Below are 15,723 nucleotides of genomic sequence, written 5' to 3'. Positions count from 1 at the left end.
AAGTTAGTTTGTCTAGCATCTAAAATAAAAATTGACGTTTCACGTTGTTTGTTTCGTTCAGTTTTCAAAGAACTACTTGGTCGCTCATTTGCGACTTCCTTATGTTAACATTTTCATCTTTCAATGTCAACTAAGTTTTTCATTTCGTTTGTCGCTTACGACGTTATTGTCATCGGCGACTTGTTCTATATTACACCTCTAAGCTCTAATCGTCAATATATTTTTATAAAAAATATAAAAAGGCTTATTTCTTTTAAAATAAGCCTTTTTATCACATATCATTCTATTCACTTATTATTTTTCTATAATTGGTAACGAGACGATAAATTGAATAGTGCCATCCCTATATTCCGCTCGAATACTACCACCTTGTAACTCAACAATACTTTTCGCAATCGCTAAACCGAGTCCCGACCCTTCCGTTACTCTACTTCGAGATTGATCCTTCTTATAGAAACGTTCAAACAAATTCGCTAACTCTTCTCTTGTAAACTCTTCACTATGATTCGCAATTACAATTTGTATATCCCTACGCTGCCTTTGAAGAGAAACTTTTATCTCTCCATCATCTTTACTATACTTAATTGCATTCATTAGTAAATTATCAAATACACGAACCATCTTTTCCGAATCAATCGATGCATAAGCACGTTCCTCAGGAAACTTCTTAACAAACGTAAGTCCATGCTCTTCCGCTTGCGGTACTAACTCTTCTATTAATTGCTCAAGCAACTCATTTACACATACTTCTTGTTTTTCTAATACAACTTGTTCATTTGTTAACTTCGTATACTCAAATAAATCTTCTATTAAATTTTTTAACTGCTCCGACTTTGCAAAAGCAATTCTCGTATACTCATCGTGTTGTTCTTTATTTTCATATTTAGAATCTCGAAGTAATCGTAAGTAACCCATAATAGAAGTAAGTGGTGTACGCAAATCATGCGATACATTTGTGATAAGCTCATTCTTTTGCTTTTCTAATTTACGTTCCTTTTCTATATTATTCATAAGCTCTTCTGCCATATTATTAATATTCTCCGTTAAATCCGCAATCTCATCTTCACCTTTTTTCTCAATGCGGTAGGCTAAGTTACCTCTTTCTATTTCCTTTACGCCTTGTGCCATTGCTTCAATCTGCTTCATCTTTCTCTTTGTTATATAGAAGAAAGAGAAAATGAATACAAGTACACCAATTAAAAACGGGAATGGTCCTTCTTGCGTATCATATATTACCTCTCCCTCTGGAATTCCACTAACAAACATGTACAAATTCTTTCCTTCAATAGTAATAGGTGAAAAAGATATAAACTCTTTTCTTGTACTTTCAAATACATTTCTACCATCTGTATAATTAATCGCGAATGATGCTGCATTACGAATCGTATTATGCAAATCGATTTGCTCTTCTTGCGCTTGCTTTGTTTTATATAAAACTTTACCACTTTCATCAGTAACCAATATCTTCAAAGCTCTAGACCCTTGCTCTAAATTTTGGTTCTCCATTTCGATCATATTTGATATAGCTTCTAATTTATTTTCATGAACCGAACTATTTGCCGCTCCTTGAGCTTGGTGATTAATTTGTTCCATACCAGCCCGATAATCGATAGTTGCTTGACGATTCGCATTCTCAAAAAACGGTGCTGCTGCCTTTGCTGACAAAACTCCTAATAACGCACAAGCAGCAAAAGTAGTAATCAATTGAATCCTTATACTCTTTCGTACGCTCTTTACTAATTTCTCAATTAATTGTCTTATTTTCCTTATATAAGTAAACGGATTAAATATCTTTTTCAATCTTATACCCCACTCCCCATACTGTTTTTATATATCTAGGTTTCCTTGGATTCTCCTCAATCTTTTCACGCACTTTTCGAATATGCACCATTACAGTATTATCAGACTGGAAAGATCGTTCGTTCCACACCTTTTCATAAATTTGCTCCGCACTAAACACCATACCTGGATTTCTAGCTAGCAATTCTAAAATTGAAAATTCCCTCGGAGTTAGTTTCACTTCTTCTCCCTCTACAATAACTTTATGGGTCGAGATGTTGATTTTCATCTCCCCAATTTCTAACTCGTCCTCATTTTGAATAGCGAAACCATTCATTTTCATATAACGGCGTAACTGAGATTTAATTCGTGCAATTAGCTCTAACGGATTAAACGGCTTCGTTACATAATCATCTGCCCCTGTTGTTAATCCTAAAATCTTATCCATATCTTGCGTTTTGGCAGAAAGCATAATAATAGGCATTTCTTTCGCTTCCCTTACCTTCATACACATATGAATACCATCCACTTTCGGCATCATAATATCTAATACGACTAGATGTACTTCATTTTCTTCCAATAGACGTAATCCTTCTTCTCCGTCTCCTGCTTGTAAGACTTTATATCCTTCATTCTTTAAATAGATTGTAATTAAATTCCGAATTTCTTTTTCATCATCTACGACAAGTATTGTTTCGTGTGCCACAATATCTCCCCCATCACTTTTTTAATCCCTAACTTCTATTATAGGAAAACTTCTGAAGAAAAACGCTCGGAAATCCTTAAGATTTTCTGAAGACGCAAAAAGGTCTAGACTCCCCTTAAGTCTAAACCTTTAAAAAACCCCTTTTATTTACGAACGTAGATGAAATATAGTACGAATAAAACTCCCATAACATACATAATCGGATGAACCTCTTTACGACGACCACTCACAACCATTGTAATTGGATAGAAGATAAATCCAATCGCAATCCCAGTTGCGATACTATACGTAAGTGGCATAGAGATAATTGTAAAGAATGCTGGCACTGCAATCTCGAATTTCTTCCAATCAATTTCCCCTAAAGAAGAAACCATCAAGATTCCTACAATAATTAAAGCTGGTGCCGTTACAGCTGGCGTTACAACACTTAGTAATGGCGAGAAGAATAGTGCCAGTAAGAAGAATCCTGCTGTTACAACTGCTGTAAATCCAGAACGTCCTCCCGCTGCTACCCCTGCAGACGATTCAATGTAAGACGTTGTTGTTGATGTACCAAGAATCGCACCAATTACAGTTGCAATCGCATCTGCAAATAACGCTTTTCCTGCACGTGGTAATTTATTGTTCTTCATTAATCCAGCTTGATTCGCAACCGCTACAAGCGTACCTGCTGTATCAAAGAAATCGATAAAGAAGAACGTTATAATAACAATCCCCATTTGAACTGTAAAAATATCTCCGAAGTGCGTTAACGCCACGCCGAACGTTGGTTCTAGACTCGGTATTGCTCCCACTACAGCTTTCGGAGTATCAATTAATCCTGTTGCCACTCCTAAGATCGCTGTAAGAATCATACCGTAAAATACTGCACCATTAACTTTCTTAATCATGAAGATGATTGTCGTAACAACCCCGAAGATTGCTAGTAACGTTGTGCCCTTTGTTAAGTCCCCCAACCCAACAAGAACCGCATCATTTTTCACGATAATTCCAGCATTTTGGAATCCAAGGAATGCAATGAACAATCCGATACCTGCTGCTACTGCAAACTTTAACTCCGATGGAATTGCATTAATGATTTTTTCACGAATACCTGAAGCAGTAAGAATAATAAAGATAATACCTGACATTAATGTTCCGGCAATGGCCGTTTGCCACGGAATACCCATCGTTAACACTGCTGTATAAGCAAAGAACGCGTTAATTCCCATACCTGGCGCTAAAGCAATTGGATACTTCGCGAAAATACCCATAATTAACGAACCGATTGCTGCCGCTAATGCCGTAGCAACAAATACTGCACCTGGATCCATCCCTGTACCTGCTGGTAACCCTTTAACATTTCCAAGCGACAGCGTAGCAGGATTGACAAACAGTACGTAAGCCATAGATAGAAATGTCGTTAACCCTGCTATGAACTCAGTCTTATAATTCGTACCGAGTTCATCAAACTGAAAATAGCGTTTCATCTTACGTTTCCCCCGTTATATGATTACTCGCCGTATTTCACCCTAGCCCTCTTTTATCCCGAGAAATAAAAAAGGCTTCCATTGCATATATACATGGAAGCGTTCTATGAATAAAGATAAGATTCCCCTCACCTTTATAAAAACGCCTCGTAGTCAAGCCATTTACGGTAGCTAGGTAGAAACTTTCGGGCCATATCCCCGATATTATACGACGGCATAATATTCACTTTTCGTTTGAATTACATAATCATATTAACTCGACGAAGTAGTTTTGTCAATTTAAAAACGAACATTTTTATAAAATTTTATATTTTCGTTCGTATTAATACCAAAATAAAAAAGATCCATCTATGCATAAGCAATAGATGGACCTTTTTATAAATACTATTCCCACTCAATAGTTGCTGGTGGCTTACTCGTTACATCATACACGATACGGTTAACGTGTTTTACTTCGTTTACGATACGTACAGAGATTTTCTCTAATACGTCCCAAGGGATACGTGCCCAGTCAGCTGTCATACCGTCGATAGATGTTACCGCACGGATACCTACTGTGTAATCGTAAGTACGCTCGTCACCCATAACACCTACGCTACGCATACCAGGAAGCGCAGTGAAGTATTGCCAGATTTCACGGTCTAAGCCCGCTTTAATAATTTCTTCACGTAAAATCGCATCAGATTCACGAACGATTTCTAATTTCTCTTCTGTGATTTCACCTAATACACGAATACCAAGACCCGGTCCTGGGAATGGTTGACGCCATACGATTTCATCAGGAATTCCTAATTCAGATCCTAATACACGTACTTCGTCTTTAAATAACGTGTTTAAAGGCTCAATTAATTTGAACTGCATGTCTTCTGGAAGTCCACCAACGTTATGGTGAGATTTAATTGTTTGCGCAGTTGCTGTACCACTCTCAACGATATCTGTGTAAAGTGTACCTTGCGCTAAGAAGTCCATACCTTGTAATTTTGACGCTTCATCATCAAATACGTAAATGAATTCGTTACCGATGATTTTACGTTTTTGTTCTGGATCTTCTACACCTTTTAACTTGTCCATGAAGCGGTCTCTTGCATCCACTTTAATAACGTTCATATGGAAGCCTTCGCTAAATGTTTTCATAACGCCTTCTGCTTCACCTTTACGAAGTAAACCGTGGTCAACGAAAATACATGTTAATTGATCACCAATTGCTTTATGAATTAATACTGCTACAACAGAAGAGTCTACACCACCGCTAAGTGCGCATAGTACTTTTTTGTCTCCAACAGTTTCACGAATCTTTTCTAATTCTACTTCAATAAAGTTCTCCATGTTCCATCCTTCAGAACAACCACATACGCCGAATACGAAGTTTTTAATTAAATCGTTACCGTGCTCAGAGTGACGTACTTCTGGGTGGAATTGTACACCGTATAAGTTTTTCGCTTCATTGCTCATACCAGCAATTGGGCAAGACTCACTTGTTGCATCTACTACGAATCCTTCAGGTAAACCAGTTACTAAGTCGCCATGGCTCATCCATACAACTTGCTCTTCTGGAAGGTTCGCATATAATTTTGATTCGTTCTCTACTTTAAGAACAGCTTTTCCGTACTCACGGTGATTTGCACGCTCTACTTTACCACCGAAGTGTTGCGTCATAAGCTGCATACCGTAACAAATACCGAAGATTGGTAAACCTAGTTCAAAGATTTTTTCATCACAATGTAATGCACCTTCACCGTATACACTATTTGGTCCACCAGAGAAAATAATCCCTTTTGGATTCATTGCTTTAATTTCTTCTGCAGTAATTGTATGTGGATGAAGTTCACTGTATACACCGAACTCACGAATTCGACGTGCTATTAACTGATTGTATTGACTTCCAAAATCTAAAACGATAATTGTATCGTGTTGTTTCTTCAAAATAATCACCCCAACGTTAGTTCTCGTATATAAATATTTTCACCAATTTGGCGAAAAGCATTACCAATATAATAAAAAAAGCCAGTCCTCCGCCTCTAGTCTCATAACAAAGAAAAGGCAGGGGTCTGGCTTTATAAAGAAAGATAGTCTCCGCTCTTTATAAATATAAGACACACTGCCTTCATAGTCAGGTTGTTTACGGTAACCCGGTAGAGACTCTCAAACCATATCATTGAGGATATATGAAGGATCGTTTTATATTATCTTCCTAGATTCTAACAATGAAGTATCAATATGGTCAAGAGAGAAAGCGACAAAATTCTACAGAAATTCATTTCCTTTTCTAAAAAACATAAAAAAACATCCATTTCTATATAGAAATGGATGTTTTTTAGGGCAAACGGAATTACATCATTCCGCCCATACCGCCCATGCCCATGCCGCCCATGTCAGGCATTGCTGGTGCATTTGGTTCTGGCTTGTCAGCTACTACAGCTTCAGTTGTTAAGAACATAGCTGCAACAGATGCTGCGTTTTGAAGTGCAGAACGAGTTACTTTAGCTGGATCTACGATACCAGACTCAAGCATGTTAACCCATTCGCCAGTAGCTGCGTTGAAACCAACGCCTACTTTTTCGCCTTTTAGACGCTCTACAACTACAGATCCTTCTAGACCAGCGTTGATTGCGATTTGACGAACTGGCTCTTCTAGTGCGCGAAGTACGATGTTGATACCTGTTGCTTCGTCACCTTCAGCTACGATAGAAGCTACTTTTGTGTATACGTTCATAAGTGAAGTACCACCACCTGCAACGATACCTTCTTCTACTGCTGCACGAGTTGAGTTAAGTGCATCTTCAATGCGAAGTTTGCGCTCTTTTAACTCAGTTTCAGTTGCTGCACCTACTTTAATTACTGCTACGCCACCTGCTAGTTTAGCAAGACGCTCTTGTAATTTTTCACGATCGAATTCAGAAGTTGTTTCTTCTAATTGCGCACGGATTTGACCGATGCGAGCTTCGATTTGTTCTGTGCTTCCTACACCTTCAACTACAGTTGTGTTTTCTTTTGTAACAACAACTTTACCAGCGCGTCCTAAAGATTCAACTGTAGCAGATTTTAAGTCACGGCCTAATTCTTCAGTGATTACTTCGCCACCAGTTAAGATTGCGATATCTTCTAGCATTGCTTTACGACGGTCACCAAATCCAGGAGCTTTAACAGCTACTACATTGAATGTACCACGAAGTTTGTTCACTACTAATGTAGCTAATGCTTCGCCTTCTACATCTTCAGCAATGATAAGAAGTGGTTTACCTTGTTGTACCACTTGCTCTAATACTGGTAAGATTTCTTGAATGTTAGAAATCTTTTTGTCAGTGATTAAGATGTATGGGTTATCAAGAACTGCTTCCATTTTGTCAGAATCAGTAATCATGTAAGGAGATGCATATCCACGATCAAATTGCATACCTTCTACTACGTCTAATTCTGTTGTGAATCCTTTAGACTCTTCTAAAGTAATAACGCCGTCGTTACCAACGCGCTCCATTGCTTCAGCGATTAATTGACCTACTTCTTCGTCAGCTGCAGAAATAGCAGCTACTTGTGCGATAGAAGATTTGCCTTCGATTGGTTTAGAAATCGTTTTTAATTCTTCAATTGCAGCAGTAACAGCTTTTTCGATACCTTTACGAAGACCCATTGGGTTAGCACCAGCTGTTACGTTTTTAAGACCTTCACGAATCATAGCTTGCGCTAATACAGTTGCAGTTGTTGTTCCGTCACCAGCTACGTCATTTGTTTTGCTAGCAACTTCTGCTACTAATTTCGCACCCATGTTTTCGAATGCATCTTCTAATTCGATTTCTTTTGCGATTGTTACACCATCATTTGTAATAAGTGGTGAACCAAATTTTTTCTCAAGTACAACGTTACGACCTTTTGGTCCAAGTGTTACTTTTACTGCGTTTGCAAGAGTGTCGACACCGCGAAGCATCGAACGACGTGCTTCTTCACTAAATTTAATATCTTTTGCCATAATAATTGACCCCCTTGGATTTTTTAAGATTTATATAATTAACCGATAACTGCTAAAATGTCACTTTCACGTAAAATCAAGTAGTCTGTACCTTCATATTTCACTTCAGTACCTGCATATTTTGAGAAGATGATAAGATCACCTGCTGCTACCTCTAAAGCAACACGCTCACCATTTTCAAGCACTCGACCAGTACCTACTGCAACAACTTTACCCTCTTGTGGTTTTTCTTTTGCGGTATCTGGTAATACGATACCACTTGCTGTTTTTTCTTCTGCTTGAACAAGCTCAATTACAACGCGATCACCTAATGGCTTTAGCATGAACAATAACCTCCTCATTTTGTTATGTAAATTTTATTTATTAGCACTCAAGTCATCCGAGTGCTAACACACTTATAATAATAAATAATCTCAATTTCTTTTGCAAGTAAAAAAATCATAATTTTTTCGCAAATTACTATATAAACTTTCTATATAGAATACTGCCTTTACTATATGAATCGTTGTTTCCCCTACTCGTATGTTACAATATGAAAGACACCCTAAGTTGTTTTCGCTAAACGCACAACTTTTTCCTGTCTCTTACTTCAATTTCAAATATGTATTTAAAAAAAATCATAATTCGGATGAAAGTTTATATCGTAGATAACATATTTACATGTTATCCTACCTCATCTCATACACTAGAGTTAGAAAGGATGGTTAAACCATTTGAAGAAACAATACTGGTGGATTATCGTTACATACATTTTAATGCAGTTATCTGGCGTTGTTGGATTACCACTTCTCCTAAAAACAGGACTCTATGATAATAGAGGATTTACCATTGAAGAAAAAGGACAAATCATAACGGGACACTGGGCAATCATTAGCTTCTTTATTGCATTATGTATCGTGCTTTGGTTACTTAGAACAGATATTCGTGACAGGCATTTAGATCCAATGCGCTCTTCTGTTCCAGCTACTATTGGATGGATTTTTATCGGGTTCTTCTTAGCAATCATCTCACAATCCATTGCAGGTATGATTGAAATGTATGTATTTGGGGTTCCACGTGGATCTGAGAATACAGACAGACTGATGGACATCGCAAGAACGATACCTTGGTTCCTTATTGTTGTATCTATAATTGGACCTATCTTAGAAGAAATCGTATTTAGAAAAATTCTATTCGGCACGCTTTATAAGAAGTTTAACTTCTTTATCGCAGCTATCATTAGTTCGCTTGTATTCGCAGCAATTCATTTTGATTTTACTCACTTATTGGTATACACTGCTATGGGGCTCGTATTCGCCTTCTTATATGTGAAGACGAAACGTATTATCGTTCCGATTGCAGCTCATGTTGCGATGAATACATTAGTCGCTATTGGGCAAATTTTTATGAGCAATGAACAAATTCAAGAAATGATTAAAGAAGCTGAAAAAATGCAAGGCTTTATCGGAGGATTTTTTGTATGAGAAACTCACCATTGTTCATGGCTGCACTATACTTCCTTCTTGGATGTATCTTTACACGCTTCGCCATTACGAACGTGACAGATACAATCTGGAATATGTGGACAATACTATTTGCAGTTATGGCAACAATTGATTTTAATTTGGCACTTCGCCTTATATTAGTTAAATTCACAAAGAAGAAACAATAATAAAACGCAGAGGTCGCTTCCTCTGCGTTTTATTGTGGATAGTTTTTCAAAAAGTAAACTAATGTTTGTAACTCTACAGCTAAGTCAATATGATGAATTCTAATATTCTCTGATACGTTTAATCGCGCTGGTGTGAAATTCAAAATACCGTGCACGCTTGTTTCAGCTAATCTATCTGCTACAGCTTGCGCTACTGTAGCCGGTACTGTTAATATTGCCACTTGTATATCATTTGATAATCTCTCTTCTAATTCATCTAAATGATATACAGGAATGCCCCCGATTTCTGTTCCAACTTTCTCTTCACTAACATCAAATGCCATTTCAATTTTTGTATTATTGTTTTTCGTGAAATTATAATGTAAGAAAGCGGTCCCTAAATTACCTACTCCAATAAGTGCTACACGTGTTATATCATCTTGATCAAGTGTTTCGCGGAAAAATGATAATAAATAATTTACGTTATATCCATATCCCTTTTTCCCTAACGCTCCAAAATACGAAAAATCTCTTCGTATTGTTGCGGAATCTACTTTTACTGCCTCACTCAATTCGGCCGATGAAACACGCTGCTTACCAGAAAGAGATAAGTTTTGGATAAATCGATAGTATAGAGGCAATCTTTTAGCAGTGGCTTGTGGAATCTTTTGCTGATCCATATGACCTCTCCTCTCTTCCTATCTTTATTCATATACTTTAATCAAATACAGAAGTTTAGCACTCATTAAATTCCTTGTATAATAAAGAGAAGAAGTATTCTCTCTTTATTTTAAACTATACACTATTTTTAGTATGATTGAGAAATATAAACATGGCAAAGTTAAGAAATTATTTGAGGTGAAAACATTGATTTTATTACAAGTAAACGCGCTTTCGAAATTATACGGTGCAGAAACAATTCTTGCAAACATAAAATTGGAAGTACAAACAAAAGATCGTATCGCATTAGTTGGAAGGAATGGAGCAGGTAAATCTACATTATTAAAAATTATCGCTGGTGAATTATCTCATGATGGTGGCGAAATTATAAAACCGAAAGATGTCTCAATCGGATATTTAGCTCAAAATACTGGACTAGAAACGTCTTTAACAATTTGGGATGAAATGCTAACCGTCTTTACCCATTTACAGCAAATGGAGACAAAACTCCGAAGGCTTGAGCAAGAAATGGGAAAAGAAGAAAACTTTTCAAACGAAGCTACATATGAAAGATTGTTAGCTGATTATGACCAACTACAACTCAATTATAAAGATCAAGGTGGATATCAATATGAAGCGGATATTCGCTCCATTTTAAGCGGCCTTGGCTTCCCAGTTGAAACGCACCAGACGACGATCTCTACCTTAAGCGGCGGGCAAAAAACAAGATTAGCTCTCGGGAAATTATTATTAACAAAACCAGACTTACTTATTTTGGACGAGCCTACAAACCATTTAGACATCGAAACATTAACATGGCTTGAGCAATATTTGCAAGGTTATCCTGGCGCAATATTAATCGTCTCACATGACCGTTATTTCTTAGACAAACTCGTTACACAAGTATATGAAATTTCGAATAAAGAAAGCAGACGATTTGTTGGTAACTACAGTAAATATTTAGACTTAAAATCAGCATTATATGAGCAAGAAATGAAACGTTACGAAAAACAACAAGATGAAATCGCAAAACTTGAGGACTTCGTTCAAAAGAATATAGCTCGCGCTTCTACAACGAAACGTGCTCAAAGTCGCCGTAAACAACTAGACAGAATGGAATTATTAACGAGACCATTAGGGGATTCTAAGTCAGCATCATTCCACTTCGATATTGAAAAACAAAGTGGAAATGATGTTTTACAAGTAAATGATGCAACCATCGGCTATGATGAAAACCCTATAATTGAACATGTAACTATGCGCTTAACTCGCGGAGATAGTGTTGCTTTAGTTGGTCCAAACGGAATTGGGAAATCCACATTGTTAAAATCCATTGTGAATAAGTTACCACTATTAAATGGTGATGTTTCTTTCGGATCAAATGTATCTGTTGGTTATTATGATCAAGAACAAGCAAACTTAACATCTTCTAAACGGGTTTTAAATGAACTATGGGATGAATATCCACTGCAACCGGAAAAAGAAATCCGTACTATACTTGGGAATTTTTTATTCACAGGAGATGATGTACTGAAACCAGTATCTTCCCTTAGTGGTGGACAAAAAGCTCGATTAGCTCTTGCAAAACTTATGATGCAAAAGTCAAATTTGTTAATTCTAGATGAGCCTACGAACCACCTTGATTTAAATAGTAAAGAGATTTTGGAGAATGCTTTAATTGATTACCCAGGTACTCTTCTATTCGTCTCACATGACCGCTACTTTATTAACCGTGTAACAACGACTGTGGTTGAGTTATCAACAGAAGGTGCACAGGAATATTTAGGGGATTACGATTACTACGTTGAAAAGAAAAATGAAATGATTGAACGTGCAGAACTTGAACAGCAAGAAAGTGACGTTCCTGTTCAAAAGGTGGTTGCACAAGAGAAATTAAATTATTTAGAAGAAAAAGAGCGTAAAAAACTAGAGCGTCAACGCACTAGAAAAATTGAAGAGCTAGAACAAAGTATAGTGGAATTAGAAGAAGAAATTGCTACGTTAGAAGATCAACTTTGCTTACCAGAAATATATGCAGATTATGAAAAAGCTAGTGAAATTACAACTAAAAAGCAAACGCTACAAGAACAACTTGAAACTTGTATGGCAGAATGGGAAGAGCTGCATGTATAAGCATATTTAAATAAGGAAGATGTCTCATAAGTCAGGATTTTTGACTATGTGACATCTTTTTTTAGTACTTAAACAATTTTTTGAATATATCTATCGTAACTTAGAATATACTAACGATTTTTTAAATATAGCTATTGTAACCCTATATATATTAACAATTCGACACGAAATATCGTTTTAACGACAAAAATTGACAATATTAGCATCTTCTATAATGGGGAGATGTTTCAAAATGTTTTTCGGGGATATCTTCTTGCTTTTTATTTCCCGAAAAAGAACAAATTCAAAGGTCTGACATCAACCTATTTATCCACAAATTTATACACATATCCACCTTTATAAAATAAACATCAAAATAACTTTTCCACATTATCCACAGTCAATAAAAAAGTTATCAACATTTTATATACACAATAAAACCCACATTATCAACAGATAATATGGGTTTTATCCACAACCTGTGGTTAATTATGTGTATAACTATGCTTCAATATCTAATCCTGGATTTGCATTTAAGGCTAATGTTGCACGCTTACCTTGTTCATAAGCAATTGTCCCTGCCGCTGCAATCATCGCTGCATTATCTGTGCATAAAGATAGTGGCGGAATAATTAATTCAATGTTTTCTTTTTGTGCAAATTCCTCTTCTAATCGCGCACGAAGTCCTTTATTAGCAGCTACTCCACCAGCAAGAAGTAATTGCTTTACATTATAAGCTTCTGCTGCACGAGCTGCTTTCGTTACAAGTACATCTATTACACTTTCTTGGAAACTTGCCGCTAAATCTTCTGGTGCAATTTCTATACCGCGCTGTTTTGCGTTATGCACAGTGTTGATAACTGCTGATTTCAATCCACTAAAGCTAAAATCATACGAATCCGGTTCTAGCCATGCACGAGGCAAATCAATTGTCGGTTCTCCTTCATGTGCAAGGCGATCAATATGAGGACCACCTGGATATGGCATAGATAACGTACGAGCTACTTTATCATATGCTTCTCCAGCTGCATCGTCTCGTGTTTCACCAATTACTTCGAATGAACCATGTTCTTTCATATAAACAAGTTCTGTATGCCCACCAGATACAACAAGTGATAATAACGGGAATTGAACTTCTTTTACTAAACGGTTCGCATAAATATGACCAGCAATATGATGAACACCGACTAACGGAATATCATGTGCAAACGCTACTGCCTTCGCTGCATTTACTCCAATTAGAAGTGCTCCTACTAAACCAGGACCTTCTGTTACAGCAATTGCATCAATATCATCAAATGTGATGTTTGCTTCCTTTAAAGCTTCTTCTAACACAACTGTAATTTCTTCTACATGATGACGGGATGCAATCTCTGGTACAACGCCGCCAAAACGTTTATGACTTTCAATTTGTGATGCAACGACATTCGCAATAATTTCCGTTCCATTTTTAACAACTGCTACTGCTGTTTCATCACAACTTGTTTCAATACCAAGTATAATCGTATTTTTTTCCATTATATATTCACCCACATTACGAGACCATCTTCCTGATTGTCTGCATAGTATCGTTTACGAATCCCACCATTTTGAAATCCGTATTTTCTGTATAACTGCTTTGCTACTTCATTTGATACACGTACTTCAAGTGTCATTGTTTTTACCCCTAGTTCTTTCGCTTCAGAAATAACTGCTTTCAATAGGGCATCTCCTAACTTTTGACCTCGGTATTCTGGCAAAATAGCTATATTTGTTATATGTGATTCATCAATAATTATCCACAATCCACAATACCCGACTACACGACCATCTTTTTCTAACACAATATAATGTGCATGTTCATTCATCGTTAATTCACGGTGAAAGGCATCTGCAGTCCAAGGAGTTGAAAAAGACGCTTCTTCAATAGCTACAATTTGAGCAATATCATCAAGCTCCATCTTTCTAAATATCATATCCATCTTCTGCAAGCTCCTACTTGTTTTGACTTTCTAACCACTTTGTTTCAGCTTCAGCTAAACGAAGATAGCTTGGAACAAACTTATGCACATCTTGTTCTTCTTTTTGTAATCCTAAGAATGCTAGCTCACTTGGTCTTGGGTTATTTTTAGTAAATGGAGCGAATACAGCTTGATCACCTAAATGTTCTATAATTGTTTCTTTATGCAATTTAACATCGTTACCGATAAATAAAACAGGCTGTCCTTTATCTTTTAACATTTGCAACCAGTCTACAATAAGAATAATTCGGTCTTCTTCTATTGAAGTTAACTGCTCTCCTTCATATGTATATAACCCAGTATAAATTTGCCCACGTCTTCCATCAAATAAAGGACAAATTAACCCGTTAAAGTTAGCACCGTTTGCAGCTACTACCTCTAAACTTGATACACCTACAATTGGTATTTGAAGTGACCAAGCTAATGTTTTCGCCGCTGTCACGCCTATACGAACACCTGTATAGGATCCAGGTCCAGCAGCTACAACGATTTTAGTTAATTCCTTCGGTCTTACGCCACACTCTTTTAACAGTTTCTCTACAGCTGGCATAAGACGTACAGAATGGTTTTTTGTTAAATTTGTAATGATTTCCCCAATTACGTTTTCTTCCTCAATAAGGGATACACCCATTACGTAATTTGAAGTATCAATTGCTAGTACTTTCATCTTGTAATAGCTCCTCACATAATCTAATATAGCGATCTCCAATTGGCTCGAGTATAATTTTTCTTGTGTCATCTCCAGCATGGAATAAACTAATTTGTAACTTTTCATTCGGTAAATATGCTTCTATTAAATGAGCCCATTCTACTACCGTAATTCCTTCACCGTAGAAATATTCATCAAAGCCTAAGTCCTCTTCACTTTCTGCTAAGCGATACACGTCCATATGATATAGCGGTAATCTTCCTTTATATTCTTTGATGATATTAAAGGTAGGACTATTTACAACTCTTTTCACTCCAAGACCTTTTGCTAGTCCCTTTGTAAAAGTCGTCTTACCAGCTCCAAGATCTCCTTCTAAAATAATTACGTCTTGTGCCTCTACGAGCTCACCTAGTTTTTCTGATAACCTTTGTGTTTCCTCAGAAGATTTTGTTGTTACTTCATATTTACTCACAGACTTCACCTACTTTACTCACAATGTTCTCTGCTCTTTATTATACAGGTTTTGAATATATAAAAAAGTCCTTAGGAGTTGTCCTAAGGATAGTTTGACTGTCTTTATTAGTTTTTTGTTAAAACAAATAAAAAAATACGAAACAACTTGTTTCGTTCTTTTCTTTATATGAAATGGCGGTCCCGACCGGGGTCGAACCGGCGATCTCCTGCGTGACAGGCAGGCATGTTAACCACTACACCACGGGACCATTTGGTTGCGGGGACAGGATTTGAACCTGCG

General features: G+C 36.8%; 14 protein-coding genes, 1 tRNA gene and 2 riboswitches. Of the genes, 3 read left to right on the top strand and 12 right to left on the bottom strand.

Annotation, left to right across the window (positions count from 1 at the left end; translation table 11 throughout):
• Positions 1–294: 294 nt before the first annotated feature.
• From ampS to groES, 6 genes are all read right to left on the bottom strand, one after another.
• On the bottom strand, positions 295–1,800 hold the full coding sequence (gene ampS / locus ACTFO4_RS30080; protein ID WP_440014648.1) for an aminopeptidase AmpS: 1,506 nt from the start codon (positions 1,798–1,800) through the stop codon (positions 295–297).
• Positions 1,784–2,485, bottom strand: a complete 702-nt coding sequence (locus ACTFO4_RS30075) for a response regulator transcription factor (RefSeq protein WP_000929885.1) — start codon at positions 2,483–2,485, stop codon at positions 1,784–1,786. Before ACTFO4_RS30075 ends, ampS begins: the two co-directional genes overlap by 17 nt.
• Before the next feature lie 143 nt (positions 2,486–2,628).
• Positions 2,629–3,954: an NCS2 family permease gene (locus tag ACTFO4_RS30070; RefSeq protein WP_000833096.1), complete on the bottom strand. Its 1,326-nt coding sequence runs from the start codon at positions 3,952–3,954 to the stop codon at positions 2,629–2,631.
• A 130-nt stretch (positions 3,955–4,084) separates the two neighbouring features.
• A riboswitch (purine riboswitch) is annotated at positions 4,085–4,186 on the bottom strand.
• A 152-nt stretch (positions 4,187–4,338) separates the two neighbouring features.
• Positions 4,339–5,877 (bottom strand): glutamine-hydrolyzing GMP synthase, encoded by a 1,539-nt coding sequence (gene guaA, locus ACTFO4_RS30065; protein WP_000743909.1) that lies wholly within the window; start codon positions 5,875–5,877, stop codon positions 4,339–4,341.
• Between the two features lie 164 nt (positions 5,878–6,041).
• A riboswitch (purine riboswitch) is annotated at positions 6,042–6,143 on the bottom strand.
• A 140-nt stretch (positions 6,144–6,283) separates the two neighbouring features.
• Positions 6,284–7,918: a chaperonin GroEL gene (groL, locus tag ACTFO4_RS30060; RefSeq protein ID WP_001029993.1), complete on the bottom strand. Its 1,635-nt coding sequence runs from the start codon at positions 7,916–7,918 to the stop codon at positions 6,284–6,286.
• 38 nt (positions 7,919–7,956) lie between these two features.
• On the bottom strand, positions 7,957–8,241 hold the full coding sequence (gene groES / locus ACTFO4_RS30055; protein ID WP_000917311.1) for a co-chaperone GroES: 285 nt from the start codon (positions 8,239–8,241) through the stop codon (positions 7,957–7,959).
• A 390-nt stretch (positions 8,242–8,631) separates the two neighbouring features.
• Between groES and ACTFO4_RS30050 the strand changes: the two genes are divergently transcribed.
• Together ACTFO4_RS30050 and ACTFO4_RS30045 are read left to right on the top strand one after the other, a co-directional pair.
• Entirely contained in the window at positions 8,632–9,381 is a 750-nt protein-coding gene (locus ACTFO4_RS30050) for a CPBP family intramembrane glutamic endopeptidase (RefSeq protein WP_000745323.1), read from the top strand.
• A complete protein-coding gene (locus ACTFO4_RS30045; protein ID WP_001246201.1) occupies positions 9,378–9,569 on the top strand; it encodes a YdiK family protein in 192 nt (63 codons plus the stop codon). Before ACTFO4_RS30050 ends, ACTFO4_RS30045 begins: the two co-directional genes overlap by 4 nt.
• A 29-nt stretch (positions 9,570–9,598) precedes the next feature.
• Here the strand turns inward: ACTFO4_RS30045 and ACTFO4_RS30040 are convergent, their stop codons facing one another.
• The gene (locus ACTFO4_RS30040) at positions 9,599–10,228 is read right to left on the bottom strand and encodes a redox-sensing transcriptional repressor Rex (protein WP_000372699.1); all 630 of its coding nucleotides are present in this window, start codon (positions 10,226–10,228) and stop codon (positions 9,599–9,601) included.
• 187 nt (positions 10,229–10,415) lie between these two features.
• Between ACTFO4_RS30040 and ACTFO4_RS30035 the strand changes: the two genes are divergently transcribed.
• Positions 10,416–12,341 (top strand): ABC-F family ATP-binding cassette domain-containing protein, encoded by a 1,926-nt coding sequence (locus ACTFO4_RS30035; protein ID WP_000602146.1) that lies wholly within the window; start codon positions 10,416–10,418, stop codon positions 12,339–12,341.
• 480 nt (positions 12,342–12,821) lie between these two features.
• On the opposite strand, the gene tsaD is transcribed toward ACTFO4_RS30035, so the two are convergent.
• The 5 genes from tsaD to ACTFO4_RS30010 all read right to left on the bottom strand — a co-directional run bounded on the left by tsaD (position 12,822) and on the right by ACTFO4_RS30010 (position 15,691).
• Positions 12,822–13,838 carry a tRNA (adenosine(37)-N6)-threonylcarbamoyltransferase complex transferase subunit TsaD gene (gene tsaD, locus ACTFO4_RS30030; protein WP_000414585.1) on the bottom strand — a complete coding sequence of 339 codons (1,017 nt, stop codon included), beginning with the start codon at positions 13,836–13,838 and terminating at the stop codon, positions 12,822–12,824.
• Positions 13,838–14,281 (bottom strand): ribosomal protein S18-alanine N-acetyltransferase, encoded by a 444-nt coding sequence (gene rimI / locus ACTFO4_RS30025; RefSeq protein WP_000367190.1) that lies wholly within the window; start codon positions 14,279–14,281, stop codon positions 13,838–13,840. The genes tsaD and rimI overlap by 1 nt, the downstream gene beginning before the upstream one ends.
• Positions 14,282–14,294: 13 nt before the next feature.
• Positions 14,295–14,987 (bottom strand): tRNA (adenosine(37)-N6)-threonylcarbamoyltransferase complex dimerization subunit type 1 TsaB, encoded by a 693-nt coding sequence (gene tsaB, locus ACTFO4_RS30020; RefSeq protein WP_000865743.1) that lies wholly within the window; start codon positions 14,985–14,987, stop codon positions 14,295–14,297.
• Complete coding sequence (gene tsaE / locus ACTFO4_RS30015; protein ID WP_000049642.1) at positions 14,968–15,441, bottom strand: tRNA (adenosine(37)-N6)-threonylcarbamoyltransferase complex ATPase subunit type 1 TsaE; 474 nt, start codon at positions 15,439–15,441, stop codon at positions 14,968–14,970. The genes tsaB and tsaE overlap by 20 nt, the downstream gene beginning before the upstream one ends.
• A gap of 174 nt (positions 15,442–15,615) precedes the next feature.
• A tRNA-Asp gene (locus ACTFO4_RS30010) sits at positions 15,616–15,691 on the bottom strand.
• Positions 15,692–15,723: the final 32 nt, after the last annotated feature.

Source organism: Bacillus cereus group sp. MYBKT14-1, assembly GCF_051915185.1.
GTDB lineage: Bacteria > Bacillota > Bacilli > Bacillales > Bacillaceae_G > Bacillus_A > Bacillus_A cereus.
The sequence above is the reverse complement of the archived record's forward strand: the minus strand, read 5'-3'. Positions and strand labels throughout refer to the sequence as shown.

Excerpts from the sequence above, each read along its gene's own strand:
- ACTFO4_RS30070 (WP_000833096.1), bottom strand. The coding sequence starts at position 3,954 with ATGAAACGCTATTTTCAGTTTGATGAACTCGGTACGAATTATAAGACT.
- groL (WP_001029993.1), bottom strand. The coding sequence starts at position 7,918 with ATGGCAAAAGATATTAAATTTAGTGAAGAAGCACGTCGTTCGATGCTT.
- groES (WP_000917311.1), bottom strand. The coding sequence starts at position 8,241 with ATGCTAAAGCCATTAGGTGATCGCGTTGTAATTGAGCTTGTTCAAGCA.
- ACTFO4_RS30045 (WP_001246201.1), top strand. The coding sequence starts at position 9,378 with ATGAGAAACTCACCATTGTTCATGGCTGCACTATACTTCCTTCTTGGA.
- ACTFO4_RS30040 (WP_000372699.1), bottom strand. The coding sequence starts at position 10,228 with ATGGATCAGCAAAAGATTCCACAAGCCACTGCTAAAAGATTGCCTCTA.
- tsaD (WP_000414585.1), bottom strand. The coding sequence starts at position 13,838 with ATGGAAAAAAATACGATTATACTTGGTATTGAAACAAGTTGTGATGAA.
- rimI (WP_000367190.1), bottom strand. The coding sequence starts at position 14,281 with ATGGATATGATATTTAGAAAGATGGAGCTTGATGATATTGCTCAAATT.
- tsaB (WP_000865743.1), bottom strand. The coding sequence starts at position 14,987 with ATGAAAGTACTAGCAATTGATACTTCAAATTACGTAATGGGTGTATCC.